This window comes from Undibacterium sp. JH2W (genome assembly GCF_049340425.1).
Lineage (GTDB): Bacteria > Pseudomonadota > Gammaproteobacteria > Burkholderiales > Burkholderiaceae_D > Undibacterium.
On the sequence record NZ_JBMPOT010000021.1, the window covers coordinates 1 to 21,264 of the forward strand.

A 21,264-nucleotide genomic window follows, 5' to 3' on the forward strand; every position below is an offset into this window, starting at 1 on the left:
CTTTTTCTTCTGGTGCTGCATCGATCTGGTCGTAGGCTTTAGCTTCGCCGCCGAATTTTTTCGACAAGACTGTTGCAATCGCTGCTGTCAGTGTGGTTTTGCCGTGATCAACGTGACCAATTGTGCCGACGTTTACGTGCGGCTTGGTGCGCTCGAACTTACCTTTTGCCATTTTATTCTTCCTTCAAAAAGAACGATTTATCAACAATAGAAAACCTACCCCGGCATGGGGCAGGCCTTTGATTCTTTATTACTTAGCTTTGGATGTGACGATAGCGTCAATCACGTTCTTAGGTGCTTCAGAGTAGTGCTTGAATTCCATGGAATATGTTGCACGACCTTGTGTAGCAGAACGCAGGGATGTGGAGTAACCAAACATCTCAGACAAAGGCACTTCAGCTTTGATGATCTTGCCACCGCCGCCAGCGATTTCGTCCATACCTTGAACCATACCACGACGTGAAGACAAATCACCCATGACTGTACCAGCGTAGTCTTCAGGTGTTTCTACTTCAACAGCCATCATAGGCTCCAGGATAACTGGGCTTGCTTTACGGCAGCCATCTTTGAACGCCATCGAACCCGCCATACGGAAGGCGTTTTCGTTGGAGTCAACATCATGGTAGGAACCGAAGAACAGTGTGACTTTAACGTCAACCACTGGGTAACCAGCCAATACACCGGAAGTCAGTGTTTCGCGAACACCTTTTTCAACTGCAGGGATGTATTCGCGTGGAACTGTACCGCCTTTGATCGCGTCAACGAATTCAAAGCCTTTACCTGGTTCTTGCGGCTCGATCTTCAGAACAACGTGACCGTACTGACCACGACCACCAGATTGCTTAACGAATTTACCTTCGATTTCTTCGCAAGTTTTGCGGATAGTTTCGCGGTAAGCAACTTGTGGTTTACCCACTGTCGCTTCAACGTTGAATTCACGTTTCATACGGTCAACGATAATATCCAGATGCAACTCGCCCATACCGGCGATAATTGTTTGACCAGATTCTTCGTCAGTACGTACGCGGAAAGATGGATCTTCAGCGGCCAGACGGTTCAATGCCAGACCCATTTTTTCCTGGTCAGCTTTGGTTTTTGGTTCAACAGCCTGAGAAATAACTGGCTCTGGGAATATCATGCGCTCCAGAACAACGATAGCTTTTTCGTCACACAGCGTATCACCAGTAGTTGTGTCTTTCAGACCAACCACGGCAGCGATATCACCCGCCATCATTTCTTTGATTTCTTCACGTTGGTTCGCGTGCATTTGAACCAGACGGCCGATACGTTCTTTTTTCTCTTTAACAGAGTTGTAAACGCTGTCGCCAGAATTCAAAGTACCGGAGTAGCAACGGATAAAGCACAATTGACCAACGAATGGATCAGTTGCGATTTTGAATGCCAGCGCAGAGAATTTCTCTGTATCTTCAGCTTTACGGACAACTGGTTCGTCATCTTCGTTCACACCAGGAACTGGTGGGATGTCCAATGGGGATGGCAAGTATTCAACAACCGCATCCAACATCGCCTGAACGCCTTTGTTCTTAAATGCAGTACCGCACATCATAGGAACGATTTCGGAAGCGATAGTACGTTGACGCAAAGCAGACTTGATTTCTTCTTCAGTCAAATCACCTTCTTCAAGGTATTTGTTCATCAGATCTTCGCTAGCTTCAGCAGCTGCTTCAACCATGTTTTCACGCCACTTTTGCGCTTCAGCCAACAGGCCTTCAGGGATATCACGGTATTCAAATTTCATACCTTGAGATGCTGCATCCCAGATGATCGCTTTCATTTTAACCAGATCGATCACGCCTTCGAACAGGTCTTCAGCACCGATAGGTACTTGCAGAGGTACAGGGTTGGCTTTCAAACGTGCACGCATTTGATCGTACACTTTGAAGAAGTTCGCGCCAGTACGGTCCATCTTGTTGACGAATGCCAAACGTGGGACTTTGTACTTGTTAGCCTGACGCCATACAGTTTCTGACTGAGGCTGAACGCCACCTACCGCACAGTAAACCATGCAGGCACCATCCAGAACACGCATGGAACGCTCAACTTCAATAGTGAAGTCAACGTGGCCTGGTGTATCGATGATGTTGATGTGATGTTCTGGGAAGTTGTTCGCCATGCCCTTCCAGAAACATGTCGTCGCAGCAGAAGTAATGGTAATACCACGTTCCTGCTCTTGCTCCATCCAGTCCATGGTAGCCGCGCCATCATGCACTTCACCAATTTTGTGGTTTACACCTGTATAAAACAGTACGCGTTCTGTCGTTGTTGTTTTACCGGCATCAATGTGAGCAGAAATACCGATATTGCGGTAGCGCTCAATGGGGGTCTTACGGGCCATAGCTAATCCTAAATCTTTTAATGGACAAAACCGAGCGCATTTTTTTACAAAAATCGCGCCCGGCCTGATTCAAAATACTTGCCAGAGCCGTTGCACTAAAGACATACAACAGCTCCTTACTCTTACTCTTAGAAGCGGAAGTGAGAGAAGGCCTTGTTGGCTTCAGCCATACGATGGACTTCATCACGTTTCTTCATTGCGCCGCCGCGGCCTTCTGCGGCTTCGAGCAATTCACCACCCAAACGTTGTGGCATGGATTTTTCGCTACGCTTGTTAGCGGCTTCACGCAACCAACGCATAGACAAAGCCAGACGACGAACTGGACGCACTTCTACAGGCACCTGGTAGTTCGCGCCACCAACACGGCGGGATTTAACCTCAACCAGTGGTTTGGCGTTGCTGATTGCCAGCGCAAACACTTCCAAAGGATCTTTACCAGATTTTTGTTGGATGTGATCGAATGCACCGTAGATGATGCCTTCAGCAACAGACTTCTTGCCGGACAACATCAAAACGTTTACAAATTTTGCTACTTCTACATTGCCGAATTTTGGATCCGGCAGTACGTCCCGTTTCGGGACCTCACGACGACGTGGCATTTCAATTCCTTTCAATCTTCAGTTGAGCACAAAGCAACATTTTGCTCCACGCTCGCGACAGGCCATCATAACCGGTCACTTACTCGGCTTATTTCCAAACCGACACTGATCCGTAATAGCTTACGGAGATTAAATTACGAGATAATTACTTCTTAACTGCCTTAGCACGCTTAGCACCATATTTGGAGCGAGCTTGCTTACGGTCTTTAACGCCTTGAGTATCCAAAGCACCGCGAACCATATGGTAACGAACACCTGGCAAATCCTTTACACGACCACCGCGCAGCAATACCACGCTATGTTCTTGCAAGTTATGGCCTTCACCGCCAATGTACGAAATAACTTCGAAACCATTAGTCAGGCGAACTTTGGCAACTTTACGCAAAGCCGAGTTAGGCTTTTTTGGAGTTGTCGTATAAACGCGGGTGCAAACGCCACGTTTTTGCGGGCTGTTTTCCAGCGCCGGCGATTTGCTTTTCACACGTGCAGAAACACGTGGTTGGCGAATCAGTTGATTGATGGTTGGCATCGTTTTTAATCCAACAAAATACAACGTTAAACACAAACCCGGAAACGGTTGCCCGGGAACTTAAAATCATTTTCCGGCCTGAATCCTCAGACCAGCCCGACTAAGCCATCTGCTTTTGCCTGCTTTTTAAGCATTGTCTACCTGATAAAACCAGGCAAAACAAGAATAGCAAATGCAAACCCAAAATCGAGAACTCGCAATTTTATGCCGCTTTAATCAAGCGTGTCAACGCTTTTTATTTCTTAAATTCAAGCGCTTAGCTGCATCAGCCCGGCTAAAGGCGGCCTTTCAGGTTAGGGAATTTCAGCAAAAAATCAAGGTTTACCATATGCCAGCATGTCTGTCAGTGCAGACTGAAAAGCAAAATATGCTTAAATCCCAAATTAGATCTGCTTAGCCAAAGCAAATCATTTACTATTTACGCCCTTAAACGCCAGCTTGCAGCAAAACCGCGCCTTTCTTATATGAAGGGTCGGGCTTTGCGCAGCATAGCCACCAACCAAGTTGCAAGTACCCAAACACAATGCCCACCCTGTTTCGCCCAGCCTCGCTGTATTTTTTAGCCAGTTACTTGCTGATTTCCAGCTTGCCGTTTTTCCCATTGCTGCAAGGGCAGTCAGTGGAAAAACCACTTCACTTGCTGGCGATGGAACTGGTAACCTGGCTGGGCTTTTGGGCCTTATTACAAAGACCACGCTGGTTTCATTACCTGCTGCTGCCGGCTTTTTTTGCCGTGCCCATAGAGATTTACCTGCGGCTGTATTTCGGCCAGGGTATCTCTACCCATCATCTGGGCATCATGGTGGAAACCAGCCCCAAGGAGGCGATGGAATTCCTGGGCAACAAGGTCTGGCTACTCTTATTGCTGGTGATCCTCGTGTCAGCCTGGTGGTGGAGCTTGCTGCGCATTGCCAAGACATATAGTCACTGGCATTGGGCACATCGCTCACGCTGGCTGGTCTTGCTGGTATTTGCACTGGGCCTGGGCTGCTGGCATTATGGCGAGCAGATCGGCATTGCGCCTGCCTCCGCCAGCGCAACCAGTGGCAGTGCAGCCTCTGCTTCAACGGCAGAAGAAGACGAGGAAGAGGAGGAAACCAGTACTTCGACATCCAGCTCAGCCAGCACCAATGCAAGTGCCTCAGCCGACACGCTGACAAGCTGGCAAGTCAGCCTGAAAAAGCATCTGCCCGCGCTGCCGCGCTGGGCCAGGATCCCTTACGATGAAGAGACTTATATGCGCACCTGGCCGTTTGGCCTGGTCTTGCGTGGCAATGATTTCTGGATAGAACGTGACTATCTGGCTAAGTTATCGGAAAAAAGTCGCGCCTTCCGCTTCCAGGCACATCTGGATGGTAATCCGGCAACGCCACAAACCATCATCATGGTGATAGGTGAATCTTCACGCTTTGACCGCTGGAGCCTGAATGGCTATGAACGTGATACCAATCCCCTGCTGAAGAAAGAAAGCAATCTGGTCAGCTTCAGTGATGTGGTGACTGCCGTCTCGGCCACTCGCTTATCCGTGCCCATCATCGTCTCGCGCAAACCAGCCGCGCAAAGCCTGAAGGCTGGTTTTTCTGAAAAATCATTCTTGACGGCCTTCAAGGAAGCGGGCTTCAAGACTTACTGGTTGTCGAATCAAATGAGCTTTGGTCAGTTTGATACGCCAACTTCGGTGTTCGCCAAGGAGGCCGATGTTACCCAGTTTTTGAATCTTGGCGGTTTTACCAACAATTCCAATCTCGACCAGGTCTTGCTGGAACCGATGGCCAATGCCATGCGCGATGCGGCACCGAAGAAACTCATCGTTTTGCATACCCTGGGCAATCACTGGAATTACAGCCACCGTCATCCGCAATCTTTTGACCAATGGAAACCATCTTTGTATGGCATCGTTAATCCTGCCTATACCGATCTGAAAAACAAGCAGGCATTGAACAATAGCTACGACAATTCTATTTTGTACACAGACTGGATGCTGTCGGAAGTTATACAAAAACTGAAAACCAGTTCGCAAATCACTTCGCTATTTTATATCTCCGATCATGGGCAAACGCTGTACGACGGCACTTGCAACCTGGCTTTCCATGGTCACAATACCCAGTATGAATTCCATGTTCCGGCTTTCATGTGGTATTCCGACGCCTATCAAGAACAGTTCCCGGACAAGATAGTGCAACTGCGCCTGCACCAGAAAGCCAAACTCTCGACAGAAAACGTCTTTCACAGCTTGCTGGACATGGCCAATATCCGCTACCCGGATGAAAAACTGGAGTGGAGCATACTCAGTAAACAACTCAAAGCGCATACGCGTTATGTCGATAGTTATGGCTGGACCAATTATGACAACGCCACCCTGAAAGGGGATTGCCGCGAAATCATGGATAAAAAAACACCTTTGGTACAAGAAAAATAGGCGACCGGTATCAAATAGCTATACCCGGTGAATGTGAGGCAGCTTGATTGCCGCAAATGCACTTTCTCACTTACACTTGCGAAATATGCCTCACGAGATCGCGCCCACATTGCAGTTCACGCACCAGCAACAGCCCACAGCCCTCGTCGCTGGTGCCTGGCTGGTGCATGTCCTGTCCCATAAAAGCACCATGCACGAAATCAGTACCCAATTACAACAGGCTGGCAGGCAGACTGATTTGCATTGGGACTTGACGCAAATCAGCATGCTGGACCACATAGGTGCGCAAATGCTGTGGCGCTGTTGGGGCAAGCGCAAGCCTGCCCACATCAGCATGCAAGCTGCCCATGAAGGCCTGTTTGCACGCCTGGAAGAAGTCAGCCAGATCCCCCTGCCATTACCCGCCAAGCCGCGCCTGACACGCACCATGCAATTGGGTGCACAAGTGCTGGGCTTGTTCAATCACTTATATAGTTTCACTGCCTTGCTGGGCCAGCTCATGCTGGACCTGGCACGCTTTGTACGCCACCCCATGAAAGCGCCGTGGAAGGAATTGTCAGCCAACGTCTACCGCACTGGTGCGCAGGCGTTGGGCATCACGGCCCTGGTCGGCATCTTGATAGGCGTGGTGCTGTCTTATTTGTCAGCGCAACAATTGCGCACTTTTGGTGGTGATTTATATATCGTCAATATTCTGGGCATGAGCATCATCCGTGAACTCGGGCCCATGCTGGCGGCGATCCTGGTGGCCGGGCGTTCTGGTTCTGCCATCACGGCGCAACTTGGTGTCATGCGGGTGACGGAAGAACTGGATGCCATGCGTGTCATGGGCATACCGCATGGCTATCGCCTCATCATGCCCAAGGTGCTGGCACTGGCGCTGGCCATGCCTTTGCTGGTGATCTGGACTGATGTCATGGCCCTGGCCGGTGGCATGATTTCGGCGCAGGCCCTGCTCGGCATGTCGCCGGAATTTTTCATCTATAAACTGCCAGAAGCAGTGCCCCTGCTGAATTACTGGATAGGTCTGGCCAAGGGCGTCACCTTTGGTGTCCTGATTGCCCTGATCGCCTGCCATTATGGCTTGCGCATAGAACCAAATACCGAAAGCCTGGGTCGTGGCACCACCAATTCAGTGGTCGTTGCCATCACTATCGTCATCATTGCCGATGCTGTATTTGCCATCATTTTCAGCAAATCGGGGTACTGATGAATAGTGAACACATCATAGAAATCAAGAATTTGCGCACCCAGTTTGGTCGTGCCGTGGTACATGATCAGTTGGAGTTGAACGTCAGGCGTGGCGAAATCCTCTCCATCGTCGGCGGCTCAGGTTCAGGTAAAACAGTCTTGATGCGGCAAATGCTGGGCCTGGAAACACCGACACGCGGCAGTATCAAGGTATTTGGCGAAGATTTACATACTTCCCAAGTTGGGCATCTGGATTATTTACGCAAGCGATCCGGCATGCTGTTCCAGCATGGCGCCCTGTATTCCGCCATGAGCGTGTTTGATAATGTCGCCCAACCCATGCGCGAACTGGGTACACTGCCAGAAGAACTCATCACTGACCTGGTCTACCTGAAGCTGCATATGGTCGATATTGCCTTTGAACATGCACGCAAGATGCCAGCTGACTTATCGGGCGGCATGATCAAGCGCATCGCCCTGGCACGGGCACTGGCACTGGACCCGGAACTCTTATTCCTGGATGAGCCGACAGCGGGCCTGGACCCAGACCGTTCAGACAGCTTTGTTGAACTGATATTATCGCTACACCAGCAATTGCGCCTGACTGTCATCATGGTGACGCATGACCTCGATAGCCTGTTTGCATTATCAAACCGGATTGCCGTGTTGGCAGAAAAGCGGGTGGTGACGGTGGGCACGCCCCGGGAAGTCGTGGATTTCCAGCATCCATTTATCCGCAGTTTCTTTCTCGGTGGTCGCGGCCTGCGCGCCATGGAAGTGCTGCCCCCCAAAACGCATCAGGAAATATAAGTTATGGAAAACAGATCTCATGCGCTCATGGCAGGTTTTTTCACCATCGCCCTGCTCATACTGGCTACTGTGCTGGCCATCTGGCTGGGTCGCGACAAGATCAAGCGTGTGCCCTACGATGTCGTAACAGAGATGGCGGTGTCCGGCCTGAACTTGCAAGCAGCGGTACGCTATAAAGGTATCAAGGTTGGCAATGTCACCGATATCGATTTTGATGACAAGAACCCCGGCCAAATCATCTTGCGCCTGGAAATCCTGCCAGATGCGCCGGTCACCAGTTCCACCTATGCCACCCTGGGTTACCAGGGCGTGACGGGCATCGCCTTCGTGCAACTGGATGATGAAGGCACATCCAAGCAATTGCTGGTGGCAGATCACAATCCTGATGTAGTGCCACGCATACCCATGCGCCCCGGCATGATGCAAAACCTGGAAAAACGCGGCCAGGCCATCCTGGCGCAAACTGAAGAATTGACACGCAGGCTCAATACCATGCTGGACCCGGCCAACCAGAAGTCACTGATGACTGCGGTAGAAAATTTTGGCCAGGCTTCTGCGGCCTGGAAGGCCTTGCCAGCAAAATTTGAGCCTACCCTGGCGCGTCTGCCTGAACTGGCCGACCAGGCCAAATTGACGATGGCAGAAGTACGCGCGCTGTCTGCCAATGCCAGCAAACTCAGTAATAACCTGAATCAATTGACAAGCAGCCTGCAAGCCAATGATGGCCCGCTGGCACGCTTCAACCTGGTCATGGACAATGTCGGAAATAGCCTGACCTTGGATACCTTGCCAAAAATACAAACCATGACAGGGGAAGCCAAGGCCAGCCTGCGCTCTTTTGGCCGCTTGTCAGATTCACTGAAAGAAAGGCCGCAAAGCATTTTGTTTGGCAATCCCTTGCCCGCACCTGGCCCGGGTGAACCTGGCTTTGTCGCCCCCAAGTAAAGGAATTCGCATGATATATCCCGCATTGATAGCTCGCCTCAGACATGTCGGCGCAGTCTTTTTACTCATGCTGCTGTCGGCCTGTAGCAGCGCACCAGTGGCACAGCAAGTCCAGCAATATGATTTTGGCCCGCTTGCTACCAATACATCTGCACCAACAGGTACTGGCAAGCTGCAAATCAGCATAGCCGAAATCAGCATCCCACCAGCACTGGAGAGCAATTCCATGTTGTACCGGCTGCAATACGATAATGTGCAACAACTGAAGACGTATTCATTGCACCGCTGGAGCATGCCACCAGCACAATTGCTGCTGCAAAGATTGAAAGCTGACCTGGTAGCACAAGGCGCAGATGTGCTGACGAATAGCGACGGTGCTGCCAATCTGCCATTGTTGCGCCTGGAGATTGATGAGTTTTCACAGATATTCAGCTCTGCCAGTCTAAGCAATGCGCACATCAACCTGCGTGCCTCCGTCATCAAGGACCGTAAATTGCTGGCACAAAAAAGCTTCCAGCAAAAAGTCCCCGCAAGCACAGCCGATGCACCAGGTGGTGCCAGGGCCATGCGGGAAGCAGCAGATGCCAGCATTCTTGAAATACAAAACTGGATCATGAGTCTGCCTTTGAAATAAAGCTGATAAGCCAAGTAAATCACACTGTATGCAAGCCACCCCTGACAAGGAAACACTCAGTCCTGAGCCGAACATAGGACCAAGTACTGAAGCGAGCGCAGAAACAAGCCCGCAGCTAAGTTCATTGCAGAGCTCCCCCTTTGCCAGGGTGAGCCTGGTCGCCTATCTGTTTTTGATACTGTATGCGAGCTGGTATCCATTCACTGGCTGGCAAGCCAACAGCGTGGCCGCATTGCCAGAACTGATACAGCAATGGCCGCGTTACTGGGGTGGCTTTGATGCAGCCATCAATGTCGTAGGATATATCCCCTTTGGCATGCTCATCGTGTTTGCGCTTTACCCACTGGTTACGCGCTGGTGGGCTGCCCTGCTGGCCAGCCTGAGCGGTGCAGTGATCTCGGCAACGGCTGAAATAGTACAAAACTTTTTGCCCAGCCGTGTTACCTCTTTGCTGGATTTTTTGACGAATACCTCGGGTGCCATGCTGGGTGCCATACTAGGTGCCTTGCTGACACCCCTGATACTGGAAAAAGGGCGTCTGCAATTATTGCGCAAACAATGGACGCATAAAGAATCCAGCCGTGAAGTCCTGGTGCTGGGCTTATGGACCATGGCACAGATTTACCCACAAGCCTATTTGTTTGGCCTGGGACAGATATTGCCTGTGATTTCGCAAACACTGAGTGAAATGATGGGCATGGATATCGACATCAGCGCTTTCCTGCTGCAGGGTTTTGAACCCAGCGCAGAAGAATACCTGCTATCCGAAACCATCATCACGGCTTGCAGTTGCACTGGTGCCTTGCTGATATGTCTGAGCCTGCTCAACCGGCATGCCCCTAAAACCATCTTGTCAGTGCTATTACTGGGAGCAGCCCTGACCATCAAATCCCTGGCCAGCGCCCTGTTGTTCAAGCCTGAATATGCCTTCGCCTGGCTGACGCCAGGCGCGCGTGGTGGCATCCTGATCAGCGTCATCATGCTGTATGGTTTTTCTTTTGCCCCCGCCCAAGTCCAAAAGCGCCTGGCCTTGCTGATGCTGACGATATCGCTGATCGTCATCAACCTGATTTCGGACAATCCCTACTTTGCCGCCACCATGCAAACCTGGGTGCAGGGCAAGTTCCTGAACTTCAATGGCGCAGCGCAATTCCTGTCCTTGTTCTGGCCTTATCTGGCGATCTGGGCGCTATTACGCAAGCCGCGTCCTGTGTAAAGCAGACCCGGCGATCACAATTGCAGTATCATAGCGGGCAACAAGCGCCATCACCCACCCGGTGGCGGACTCAACCGCAGGCTGGATATCTTATGTCTGAAGAACTCTATTTTCAAAAACACGTCTTTTTTTGCCTGAACCAACGCGAAGATGGTCGCCCTTGCTGTGCTGACCGTGGCGCGCAAGCTGCCCAGGAACATGCCAAACGCCGTATCAAGCAACTGGATATGAATGGCCAGGGCAAGATCCGTATCAATAAGGCTGGCTGTCTTGATCGTTGCGAAGAAGGTCCAGTGCTGGTGGTTTACCCGCAAGGCACCTGGTATACCTTTGTCGATCAATCTGATATTGATGAAATCATTGATGTCGACCTGATAGGCGGCGGTGTCGTCGAACGTTTGCGGGTCTGATTATCATGAATGCGCAAACTGAACATTTTTCACTCCAGGGTGCGGCTGGCAATTTGCAATGCGCGCTGGACTTGCCCGATCCTGAAACACATGCAGCGCCTATAGGCTTGGCCCTGGTAGCCCATCCACACCCGCTGTATGGCGGCAGCATGGACAATAAGGTCGCGCAAACCCTGGCGCGGGCATTCACGGCGCTGGGTTATGTCGCCGTACGCATGAATTTTCGCGGCGTTGACAAGTCCGAAGGCGTCTATGATGCAGGTATGGGCGAAACCGACGACATGGAAGTCTTGCTCAATAGCATGCGTGCACGCTTCCCGGATTTGCCACTGGCTTTGGCAGGCTTTTCTTTTGGCACTTTTGTGCAAGCGCGTTTACAGCAACGCCTGCAAGAAAATGGCCAGCCAGCCGAGCGCCTGGCCCTGGTCGGGGCAGCTGCCGGTAAATGGGATATGCCCGCCATACCTGCCAACACCATCCTGATCCATGGTGAACTGGATGACACCATTCCGCTCAGCGCCGTGCTGGACTGGCTGCGCCCGCAAGATATACCTGTTACCGTGATACCCGGTGCCGACCATTTCTTCCATCGTCGCCTGCACCATATCAAACAACTCATCACCAGCATGTGGGATCAAGCCTGATGATGTGCATTGCCGGATCCGCCATACAAACACGGATCTCGGATCTGCTCAACACCTGATTATTCATTTTTTGTCACCCTTGTTTTACTAGCAACCACCAATGAAAAAATTCCTTGCCTCAATTGCCATCTCGCTACTGTCGATGACAGCTGCCGTTGCGCAAACCCTGCCTGCGCCTACCATTGCCTCCAAATCCTGGCTCTTGCTCGACGCCACCAGTAACCAGGTGATCGCTGCCCAGGAACCTACCTTAAGTGTAGAGCCTGCGTCGCTGACCAAGATTATGACTGCCTACCTGGTGTTTTCTGCCCTGAAGGACAAGAAACTCAACCTGGAACAAAGCATCAATGTCTCGGTTCGTGCCTGGAAAGTCGATGGCAGCAGTTCCAAGATGTTTATTGAACCGAACAAACCAGTCACCATCAATGAATTGCTGTATGGCCTGATCGTACAATCCGGCAATGATGCCGCCGTTGCCCTGGCAGAAGCCGTGGCGGGTAGCGAAGAAGCCTTTGTCGTACAAATGAACCGTGAAGCAGAGCGCATGGGCCTCAAAGCCACCCGCTTTGCCAATCCGCATGGCTTGCCCAGCAAGGATAATTATTCAACCGCCCAGGATTTATCCAACCTGGCAGCGCGCCTGATTATCGATCATCCTGATTTTTACAAAACCTATTACTCAACCAAGAGCTATACCTATAACAAGATCACCCAGCCCAACCGCAACCGCCTGTTGTTGCTGGACCCTAGTGTAGACGGCATGAAAACCGGCCATACCACCAGCGGTGGTTATAGCCTGGTATCTTCTGCAAACCGCCCGAATGGCACGGGCCAGCGCCGCCTGATCTCGGTGGTTATCGGTGCCGAGAGTGACTCAGTGCGCGCACAGGAAAGCCTGAAATTGCTGAACTGGGGTTACCTGAACTTTGACACCCTGAAGCTGTACGACAAAGGCCAGTCCATCGCCACACCAGAAGTCTGGAAAGGTACACAAGCCCAGGTCAAGATAGGCTTTGACCGTGAACTGTATGTGACCCTGCCCAAAGGCGCTGCGGCCAAGCTGAAACCCTCACTGGAACGCAAAGACCCGCTGGTTGCCCCTATCGCCCTGAACAGCAAGGTGGGCACCATGAAGATGATGCTTGATGGTAAAGCCGTCGCTGAAGTTCCGGTGATTGCACTGGAACAAGTCAACCAGGCCAGCATCTTTGGCCGTGCCTGGGATTCAGTGCGTTTGATGTTCAAATAAAGCCGTCGCTGCCTTACTCAGGGCTATGCCTGTATGCTTTATTTGCATAAGCATGGCCTTGATTCTGTGTGAGAATAAGTTCTTCTACTCACCACTTGCACAGACATCATGAATGATCCCCTGGTATACCTGAATGGCGAAATGACGCCGCTGTCCGAAGCCAAAATCCCGGTGCTGGACCGCGGCTTTATTTTTGGTGATGGTATTTATGAAGTCATCCCTGTCTATCAGCGCAAGATGTTCCGTGCCGACCAGCATCTGGCACGCCTGTTCCGCAGCCTGGCCGCCATAGGTATTACAAATCCGCATAGCAAGGAAGAGTGGCTGGCACTGATCGCCAAAGTCATGGATGCCCATGAAGCCGATGACCAGATGGTCTACCTGCAAGTCACCCGCGGCGTTGCCAAGAGGGCCCATGCCTTCCCAAAAGATGAAGTCACGCCCACCGTCCTCATCATGACCAACCCCATCGTCTTGCCGACTGCGGCTGCACGTGAAAACGGCGTTGCCTGCGTCTCCATGGAAGACAAGCGCTGGCTGCGCTGCGAAATCAAATCCATCTCCTTGCTGGGCAATGTGCTGGCTGCCCAAAACGCTGCTGAAAACGGCGTGGTCGAAAGCATACAATTCCGCGACGGCTATCTGACCGAAGCATCTGCATCGAATGTCTGGATAGTCAAGGACGGCGTCCTCATGGGCCCGCCAAAAGACAACCTGATACTCGAAGGCATACGCTACGGTCTCATCGAAGAACTGTGCGCCGCCAACAATATCAAGCTGGAAGCCCGCCGCATCACACGTGAAGAAGTCTTTGCGGCAGATGAAGTCATGCTTTCGTCCGCCACCAAGGAAGTGCTGGCGGTAGTGAAGCTCGATGACACGGTGATAGGCGATGGCAAACTCGGCGCGGTTTATCATCAGTTGTATGCAGCTTATCAAGCGGCCAAGGCGGCTTAAAAAATACCGAAATATGCTTTTCGTAGGTTGGGCTACGGTTTACCAGCCCAACACTTGGCGTTTGAATGACGTATACGTTTGCAGAGGCCGAGTGTTGGGCTGATGAAGCGTAGCGTAGCCTAGCGAGGCCCGGCCCAACCTACATTGATTAACAACTTATCCTGCTTACCCCGCCTGCCCCAACAAACTAAACCCATGCGTCCAATGCTGACGCTGGAAGGCATAGCTTATCCATAACATCGCCAGCGGCTCAATCAAACGCGCTGCCGTGATGTCACCCATGTCGATCGCGCCGCGCCAACCAAAATCACGCAGGATGGCCGACACTTCTTGTTTCGCTCCTGCATCATTACCAGCAATAAACATATCAGGCTGACCGTCCGCAAATTTTGGTTGCACCATCAGCGCAGTGACTATGGTATTGAAAGCCTTGACCACCCGCGCCTGTGGCAGCAGCCTTTGGACCAGCTCACCGGCCGAATCACTGAAGCCAACCGCCAGCCTGGGCGAACCTGTCGCAAAATCCAGCAGTGGGTTGACGGCATCAATAACGGTTTTGCCAGCAAAGTTCTCAGGGCCAGCCAAGGCCAGGCTTGCTGGCAAACCATCCCATGGCAAAGCCAGGAAAACCAGGTCAGCCGCCATGGCAGCATCTGCATAACTGCGGGCCCTTGCACCTGGCACGGCCGCCAGGGCTTGTTTGCTTTTATCGCTTTCAGAGTTGCGGGTACCAAAGATCACTTGATAACCCAGGCTGGCAAAACCTTTGGCAATAGTGACACCCACCACGCCATTACCCAGGACTGCAACTGTTTTTGTAGCTGTTTGCATTTTGTTTCTCCTATGTATGTGTTGATGGGAGTGATTGTGATCTCATTGATTATTGTTGATAAGCCAGCTATTCTTATTTTCACTCACAACTTGAAGTTACGAATATGAAGCTAGATGCCTCTCAGCGCATACCTGCCATGTTGTCTTTCATACAGGCGGCAGACCGTGGCAGTTTTGCCGCAGCAGCCAGGGCGCTGCATATTTCGGCAGCAGCAGTCAGCAAGAATATCGCGGGGCTGGAGCAAACCCTGGGGGTACGCCTGATGAACCGCAGTACCCGCTCCTTGCAATTGACGAGCGAGGGGCAGACTTTTCTGGAAAAAGCGCGCACCGCTATAGATGCGCTCGATCTTGCGGTTGAGAGTGTCAGCCGCCAGCACGCAGAAGTGGTGGGCCAGGTCAGGATATCGACAGGCAATGCCTTTGGTCAGCATTACCTGCTGCCATTACTGCCCAAATTACAGCAACGCCACCCCGGTTTGCGGCTGGCAATCGACTTTGATGATCATCGCATAGACCTCGTCCGCGATGGCTATGACCTGGCCTTGCGTGGCGGCATGATAGAAGATTCCAGCGTCATCTCGCGCACGATTTGCCAGCTACACACCATCCTGATCGCTGCGCCATCTTATCTGGCAAAATATGGAGTGCCACAACAGATCAGTGATTTGGACCAGCACAAACAAATCGCCGTGCGTTTCTTGAATGGCAAGATGACGACCTGGAACCTCCAGCACGCACAAGGAGAGATCAACCGCCCTTACCCGCGTGAACCTGATCTCACCGTGTCGTCACCAGAGAGCGCCATGCAAGCCGTATTGATGGGCATGGGCATAGCCCAGGTGGCAGTCCATCATTCCTGGCGATATCTGCGCGACAACAAACTCAAGATCGTGCTGGGCAATTTTCATGAAGAAGGCCACAGGCAAATGGTCTTGCAATACCCGCATCGCGCCCTGATTGCACCACGCGTCAAGGCAGCTGTGGATTTTTTGCTGGAAGAGCTGGCCCAAGCCGAGTCTTTACATGTTCCATTGGCATCACTTGCAGCCTTTCATGCCTGAACACTGGGAAGACTGGCAGCTAGCAAGCAATGCTATTGGAATTCAGTCGCAAGACCCCATATACTGACATTAAGTTATTTTGAGATTTGGAAACATTATGGAAATGAGACCCATCCCCCCCGAAGAAAGTCTGATTGAATATCCTAGTGACTTTCCCATCAAGATCATGGGACCTATGCACGAAGATTTCACCCAGACCATGGTCGAAGTCGTGACAACGTTTGATCCGACCTTTCATGCTGGCAAGGTAGAAATGCGCCCATCCAGTAAAGGTGCCTATATCTCGGTCACGGTGACTGTATTGGCCACCAGCCGTGAGCAACTGGACAATCTATATCGCACACTGTCGTCTCACCCTATGGTGAAATTCGTATTGTGAGATGGTGAGCCAAACCCCTTAAGTTCGTAGGAGCGGCTTTAGCCGCGAACACTCTGCCGTGCAGGTCATTTCGCGGCTGAAGCCGCTCCTACAAAAGATGAGGGGCTGGCAGTCAATGCACCTGCCATATTCATCTGCTTTTTTTCTACAGCAATTTCTGCCAATAGCCATTCCCTGAAAGCCTTGACCTGCGGCTTTGCCAGTGCATCTGGCGGATACACCAGGTAGTAGGCGACTTCACAAGGTATATCAATATTAAACAGGCGCTGCAACAAGCCTGCCTTGATATCCGGCTGCACGATGATATGCCTGCCCAGGGCTATGCCCTGACCATCCACGGCGGCACGCGCCAGCATGGATGAATCCTGGAATACCAGGCCACCAGTAGGCTCTTCATTATCCAGGCCCGCAGCCTGAAACCAGGGTTCCCAGGGTTCACCATCGCAACGCAATAATTGCATGCTGGCCAATTCTGCCGGCGTCTGCGGCAATTGCCCGCCGTGATAATGCGGGCTGGCGACCGGGTAGTAGTAGTCCCCCATCAATAACTCGCTAATCATGCCAGGATAGTTTCCCAGGCCAAAGCGTATGCCTATGTCGATAGACTCCATATTGTAATCAGTCAAGTGATTACTCGACTGGAGGCTGACCTCCAGATCTGGGTGATGCTCGATGAACTGCCCCAGGCGCGGCGACAACCAGCGGGCGGCAAACGAAGGCAATGAAGTAATACCCAGGCGCTTTTGCTTATTACGTTTTTTTAGCAAATCGGCAGCATCGCCCAAATCCATCAGGGCTTTTCTGATGGTCGCGGCAAATTGTTCGCCATCAGGCGTGATGCTGATGCGCTTGCCATGACGAATGAACAGAGGTACACCCAGCTCTTCTTCCAGTGCCCGCACCTGATGACTGATCGCTCCATGGGTCAGATGGATTTCTTGCGCCGCCTTGGAAAAATTCTGGTGACGTGCCGCCGCCTCAAAGGCACGCAGGGCAGCTAAATTAGGGAGTCGTCGAAAATCCATTTTTTATGAGTTTATTGTGAAAATAATTAGCAAGCCATTCAAAAATTACTCGTTTTATTTTCTTGTGAGACAAGACTACAATGCTTCTACTGCAGTGCAACAAAGTGTTTTTCACTCTCTATTCAGCAGAATGCATTGCCACCTTAGCAGTAAAATACCAGGAGCAAGGAAATGACAAATAATTTCGCAAACCCATCATACATGATCGCCGCCGGTGGCACATTGTCTGGCACAGCCGAACACGCCCGCAAAATTGAAGTGGCATGTGGCCGCGTCTGGCTGACAGTAGCTGGACAAGCTGATGATTACTGGCTCAGCACTGGCGAATCCATGGTCATACCAGCCCATCAATTCGTCGTCATCGAAGCAGAGAATCAAGCCAGTCTCATCGAATTGTCAGCCGTATCAAGCGTCATCAATGTCAAATCGACTATGGCCGGCACTGGTTATCTGCAAAAGCTGACACGTAAACTGAGCCAGGCATTTGCATAATTATCGAATGACAGAAGCACCGGAGCGAATATGGCACAGACTGCATTGATCTTGATTGACGTACAACAAGGCTTTGATCATCCCAAGTGGGGACAGCGCAATAATCCGGCGGCCGAGCAATATATGGCCACCTTGCTGCAACACTGGCGTGAGCAAGAACTGCCTGTTATCCATGTACGCCATCAGTCGCAGGAGCCGGATTCTCCCCTGCGTGTCGGGCAAGCAGGTTTTGAATTCAAACCCCTGGCACGCCCGCTACCGGGCGAAACCATCTTCACCAAAAAGGTGAACAGCGGCTTCATAGGCACTGAGCTGGAAGCCTGGTTGCAGGCCAAGGGCATCAAGCAGCTTGTCATTGCAGGTCTGACCACAGACCACTGCGTCTCAACCACCACACGCATGGCGGGCAACCTTGGATTTAGCGTAGAACTGGTGGCCGATGCCTGCGCCACCTTTGATCGGCCTGGTGTTAATGGTGAGCGGATACCAGCGGAAGAAATCCACCGCGTTCACCTCGCCAGCCTGCACAATGAATTTTGCGTCGTCAGGAATACTTCTGACGTTATTGCTGCACATACCAGGTAACAACTCTACAAATCTGGCTGGCAAGTCAGGGGATTAAACTCCTATAATGTCCATTCCAACACACTCAGGAATGGACATGGGCAAGCCGATAGAAGTGCATATCGTTCACGCATTCACCCGGCAAAATGAAGGCGGCAACCCGGCTGGTGTGGTCTTGAATGCCGACATTTACACCTCCAAGCAAAAACTGCAAATTGCCCGCGCCGTAGGTTTGTCAGAAACCGCCTTTGTCTCCAATTCAGACTGCGCCACCTACAAGCTGGAATTTTTTACCCCAAACCGCCAGATTGCCCATTGCGGCCATGCCACGGTTGCCACGTTTTCACTCTTGCGTGAACTTGGCAAAGTCAGCGAAGGCCTGTGTAGCAAGCAAACCATAGACGGCAACCGCGACATACTCATCAAGGGTGAGCTAGCCTTCATGCAGCAAAGCGCGCCGCGCTACCAAGACATCTCTGCCGACGATACCGATAATCCGAATCTATATACACGCATACTGCAAAGCATGGGCCTGAGCGAACATGATCTGCTGCGCGACCGCCTGCCTACCATCGTCAATACCGGTAATGCCTTCCTCGCCATCCCCATCATAGGCCGCGAATGCCTGGCAAATATCCAGCCTGATCATGAAGAAATCGGCAACATCAGCGAAGAACTGGACCTCATCGGCTTCTACCCCTTCACCCTCGATGTACAAGACAGCAGCCATGCCGCCAGCACCCGCATGTTCGCCCCACGCTACGGCATAGGCGAAGAAGCCGCCACCGGCACCGCCGCTGGCCCACTGGCATGCCTGCTCTACACCCAATACAACATCCCCGGCCCCACCTTGCAGATAGAACAAGGCGTACTCATGGAACCCGCCTCCCCAAGCCTGATCAAGGTTGAACTGGAGATACAACAGGGGCAGATACCCAGCCTGATGGTAGGTGGCAGAGCCAGGGTGGAAAAGACCATGGCGGTCAGGATTTGATGAACGAAATCTTTAATCGTAGGTTGGGCTACGGGGTATCAGCCCAACACTGGGCGTTTAATATACGAATACGTCATTGATAGGCCGAGTGTTGGGCTGGTGAAGCGCAGCCTAGCGAGGCCCGGCCCAACTTACGATACCTTCTCCACCATAAACTTATCACTTATCCATCTAATATGGTGTTTACACAAGCAAAGACCCCGCCCCCACAAAATGTTACACTAGCAGCCTATGCAAGCTGCCCTCGCCCCCAACGTCACACCCCGCATCATCCATCGCGGTATTGAGCCCTATCAGGTCACTTTCGACGCCATGCGCGCGTTTACTGATGCCCGTGATGAGCATACGCAAAATGAATTCTGGATCGTGGAACACCCGCCCGTGTATACCCTGGGCCTGGGCGCCGACCAGTCACATGTGCTGGCTGCTCATGATATCCCGGTGGTGCAGACCGACCGTGGCGGTGAAGTCACCTACCACGGCCCTGGCCAGGTTGTGATCTACCTGTTAATAGACTTGCGCCGCAGCCATCCCAAGGCAAGATTATTCGCCCGCGAATTCGTCAACAAGATAGAACAGGCAGTCATCAACACCCTGGCAGCGTATAATCTTGCTGGTGAACGCAAAGAAGGTGCGCCCGGCATCTATGTCAGCGAGGGCCAGTGGCAAGGCGCCAAGGTCGCCGCCCTGGGCTTGAAAGTGCGCGGCAATGGCTGCACCTATCATGGCGTATCACTGAATGTAGATATGGATTTGACACCGTTTTCCTGGATTAACCCCTGCGGCTATGCTGGCCTTGCCACCGTAGACATGAAGACCCTGGGCGTGACCGTGCCGCTAGCCCAAGTCCAGAATGCACTCGCACAGAATTTGCAAGATCTTTTGACTGCCCCCTGATTTTTCGACATCGCTTCATACCATGACAACCGAAAACACACCCATCGCCAACGCCGCTTACGATCCCACCGAAAAACAAAAAGGGGCAAGTAAGACCGCACGTATCCCGATCAAGATCGTACCGATGGAAAGATTGCCCAAGCCAGACTGGATACGTGTCAAGGCAGGTTCGCCGACTACCCGCTTTTATGAAATCAAGGACATCCTGCGCGCCAACAAACTGGTGACAGTCTGTGAAGAAGCTTCCTGCCCCAACATAGGCGAATGCTTTGGCAAAGGCACGGCCACCTTCATGATCATGGGCGACAAATGCACCCGCCGCTGCCCGTTCTGCGACGTCGGCCATGGCCGCCCTGACCCGCTTGATGTCGATGAACCAGCCAACCTGGCAAAAACCATCGCTGCCTTGAAGCTCAGCTATGTCGTCATCACCTCAGTAGACCGCGACGACTTGCGTGACGGCGGTGCCGCCCACTTTGCCGAGTGCATTACCCGCGTGCGTGAATTGTCACCGATGACACGCATAGAAATCCTGACACCGGATTTCCGTGGCCGCATGGACCGTGCGCTGGAAATTCTCAACATGGCACCACCAGATGTCATGAACCACAATCTCGAAACCGCGCCACGTTTGTACAAAGAAGCGCGCCCAGGTTCTGACTATGAATACTCACTGAACCTGTTGAAACGCTTCAAGGAACAGCACCCCAATACCCCAACCAAATCCGGCATCATGGTAGGCCTGGGTGAAACCGATGAAGAAGTTCTGCAAGTCATGCGCGACATGCGCGCCCACAATGTCGACATGCTGACCATAGGCCAGTACCTGGCACCAAGTGGCCACCACTTGCCAGTACGCCGCTACGTCCACCCTGATGTCTTCAAGATGTATGAAGAAGAAGCCTACAAAATGGGCTTCGCCCATGCGGCTGTTGGCGCAATGGTGAGGTCAAGCTACCATGCAGATCAGCAGGCGCATGGGATAGGCTGAAATGTTAGAAATCAGTAAGTGGCGAGACAAATCAGATACTGACGAGATAAGTCAATAATGTAACAGTC

The 21,264-nt window shown here is 51.9% G+C and carries 23 protein-coding genes; 17 read left to right on the plus strand and 6 right to left on the minus strand.

Features of this window, described 5'->3' with window-relative positions:
- The 4 genes from ACO0LC_RS24700 to rpsL form a co-directional block, all read right to left on the minus strand.
- Positions 1-172: GTP-binding protein (locus ACO0LC_RS24700; RefSeq protein WP_423005730.1), on the minus strand; the 172-nt coding region annotated here is incomplete at its 3' end.
- Positions 173-250: 78 nt separating this feature from the next.
- Entirely contained in the window at positions 251-2,356 is a 2,106-nt protein-coding gene (gene fusA, locus ACO0LC_RS24705) for an elongation factor G (protein WP_423008173.1), read from the minus strand.
- 128 nt (positions 2,357-2,484) lie between these two features.
- A complete protein-coding gene (gene rpsG, locus ACO0LC_RS24710) occupies positions 2,485-2,955 on the minus strand; it encodes a 30S ribosomal protein S7 (protein WP_186957171.1) in 471 nt (156 codons plus the stop codon).
- Between the two features lie 145 nt (positions 2,956-3,100).
- On the minus strand, positions 3,101-3,484 hold the full coding sequence (gene rpsL / locus ACO0LC_RS24715; protein WP_110258019.1) for a 30S ribosomal protein S12: 384 nt from the start codon (positions 3,482-3,484) through the stop codon (positions 3,101-3,103).
- Between the two features lie 523 nt (positions 3,485-4,007).
- Here rpsL and ACO0LC_RS24720 point away from each other — a divergent pair.
- The 10 genes from ACO0LC_RS24720 (at position 4,008) to ACO0LC_RS24765 (ending at position 13,959) form a co-directional block, all read left to right on the plus strand.
- Positions 4,008-5,903 (plus strand): phosphoethanolamine transferase, encoded by a 1,896-nt coding sequence (locus ACO0LC_RS24720; protein WP_423008175.1) that lies wholly within the window; start codon positions 4,008-4,010, stop codon positions 5,901-5,903.
- An 85-nt stretch (positions 5,904-5,988) separates the two neighbouring features.
- On the plus strand, positions 5,989-7,113 hold the full coding sequence (locus ACO0LC_RS24725) for an MlaE family ABC transporter permease (protein WP_423008177.1): 1,125 nt from the start codon (positions 5,989-5,991) through the stop codon (positions 7,111-7,113).
- Entirely contained in the window at positions 7,113-7,904 is a 792-nt protein-coding gene (locus ACO0LC_RS24730) for an ABC transporter ATP-binding protein (protein ID WP_423008179.1), read from the plus strand. The genes ACO0LC_RS24725 and ACO0LC_RS24730 overlap by 1 nt, the downstream gene beginning before the upstream one ends.
- A 3-nt stretch (positions 7,905-7,907) precedes the next feature.
- Positions 7,908-8,849 carry an MlaD family protein gene (locus tag ACO0LC_RS24735; RefSeq protein ID WP_423008181.1) on the plus strand — a complete coding sequence of 314 codons (942 nt, stop codon included), beginning with the start codon at positions 7,908-7,910 and terminating at the stop codon, positions 8,847-8,849.
- A gap of 10 nt (positions 8,850-8,859) precedes the next feature.
- Complete coding sequence (locus tag ACO0LC_RS24740; RefSeq protein WP_423008183.1) at positions 8,860-9,483, plus strand: ABC-type transport auxiliary lipoprotein family protein; 624 nt, start codon at positions 8,860-8,862, stop codon at positions 9,481-9,483.
- Positions 9,484-9,511: 28 nt separating this feature from the next.
- Positions 9,512-10,699: a VanZ family protein gene (locus tag ACO0LC_RS24745; RefSeq protein WP_423008185.1), complete on the plus strand. Its 1,188-nt coding sequence runs from the start codon at positions 9,512-9,514 to the stop codon at positions 10,697-10,699.
- A 92-nt stretch (positions 10,700-10,791) separates the two neighbouring features.
- Entirely contained in the window at positions 10,792-11,109 is a 318-nt protein-coding gene (locus ACO0LC_RS24750) for a (2Fe-2S) ferredoxin domain-containing protein (RefSeq protein ID WP_423008187.1), read from the plus strand.
- A 5-nt stretch (positions 11,110-11,114) separates the two neighbouring features.
- Complete coding sequence (locus ACO0LC_RS24755) at positions 11,115-11,753, plus strand: alpha/beta hydrolase (protein WP_423008189.1); 639 nt, start codon at positions 11,115-11,117, stop codon at positions 11,751-11,753.
- Between the two features lie 100 nt (positions 11,754-11,853).
- Complete coding sequence (locus ACO0LC_RS24760; protein WP_423008191.1) at positions 11,854-13,002, plus strand: D-alanyl-D-alanine carboxypeptidase family protein; 1,149 nt, start codon at positions 11,854-11,856, stop codon at positions 13,000-13,002.
- Between the two features lie 108 nt (positions 13,003-13,110).
- The gene (locus tag ACO0LC_RS24765; RefSeq protein WP_423008193.1) at positions 13,111-13,959 is read left to right on the plus strand and encodes a D-amino acid aminotransferase; all 849 of its coding nucleotides are present in this window, start codon (positions 13,111-13,113) and stop codon (positions 13,957-13,959) included.
- Positions 13,960-14,124: 165 nt separating this feature from the next.
- On the opposite strand, the gene ACO0LC_RS24770 is transcribed toward ACO0LC_RS24765, so the two are convergent.
- Positions 14,125-14,790, minus strand: coding sequence for an NADPH-dependent F420 reductase (locus ACO0LC_RS24770; RefSeq protein ID WP_423008195.1), 666 nt, complete (start codon positions 14,788-14,790; stop codon positions 14,125-14,127).
- Between the two features lie 104 nt (positions 14,791-14,894).
- On the opposite strand from ACO0LC_RS24770, the gene ACO0LC_RS24775 reads away from it, so the two are divergent.
- Together ACO0LC_RS24775 and ACO0LC_RS24780 are read left to right on the plus strand one after the other, a co-directional pair.
- Complete coding sequence (locus tag ACO0LC_RS24775) at positions 14,895-15,854, plus strand: LysR family transcriptional regulator (protein WP_423008197.1); 960 nt, start codon at positions 14,895-14,897, stop codon at positions 15,852-15,854.
- A gap of 97 nt (positions 15,855-15,951) precedes the next feature.
- Positions 15,952-16,233, plus strand: coding sequence for a DUF493 family protein (locus ACO0LC_RS24780; RefSeq protein WP_423008199.1), 282 nt, complete (start codon positions 15,952-15,954; stop codon positions 16,231-16,233).
- 65 nt (positions 16,234-16,298) lie between these two features.
- Here ACO0LC_RS24780 and gcvA read toward each other — a convergent pair whose 3' ends face one another.
- Positions 16,299-17,258 (minus strand): transcriptional regulator GcvA, encoded by a 960-nt coding sequence (gene gcvA / locus ACO0LC_RS24785; protein ID WP_423008201.1) that lies wholly within the window; start codon positions 17,256-17,258, stop codon positions 16,299-16,301.
- Between the two features lie 171 nt (positions 17,259-17,429).
- On the opposite strand from gcvA, the gene ACO0LC_RS24790 reads away from it, so the two are divergent.
- The 5 genes from ACO0LC_RS24790 (at position 17,430) to lipA (ending at position 21,196) form a co-directional block, all read left to right on the plus strand.
- Positions 17,430-17,750 carry a DUF2917 domain-containing protein gene (locus tag ACO0LC_RS24790; RefSeq protein WP_423008203.1) on the plus strand — a complete coding sequence of 107 codons (321 nt, stop codon included), beginning with the start codon at positions 17,430-17,432 and terminating at the stop codon, positions 17,748-17,750.
- Between the two features lie 30 nt (positions 17,751-17,780).
- On the plus strand, positions 17,781-18,335 hold the full coding sequence (locus ACO0LC_RS24795) for a cysteine hydrolase family protein (protein ID WP_423008205.1): 555 nt from the start codon (positions 17,781-17,783) through the stop codon (positions 18,333-18,335).
- Positions 18,336-18,411: 76 nt separating this feature from the next.
- Positions 18,412-19,308, plus strand: a complete 897-nt coding sequence (locus ACO0LC_RS24800) for a PhzF family phenazine biosynthesis protein (RefSeq protein ID WP_423008207.1) — start codon at positions 18,412-18,414, stop codon at positions 19,306-19,308.
- 231 nt (positions 19,309-19,539) lie between these two features.
- On the plus strand, positions 19,540-20,205 hold the full coding sequence (lipB, locus tag ACO0LC_RS24805) for a lipoyl(octanoyl) transferase LipB (RefSeq protein WP_423008209.1): 666 nt from the start codon (positions 19,540-19,542) through the stop codon (positions 20,203-20,205).
- Positions 20,206-20,227: 22 nt separating this feature from the next.
- On the plus strand, positions 20,228-21,196 hold the full coding sequence (gene lipA, locus ACO0LC_RS24810) for a lipoyl synthase (protein WP_423008211.1): 969 nt from the start codon (positions 20,228-20,230) through the stop codon (positions 21,194-21,196).
- Positions 21,197-21,264 lie beyond the last annotated feature (68 nt).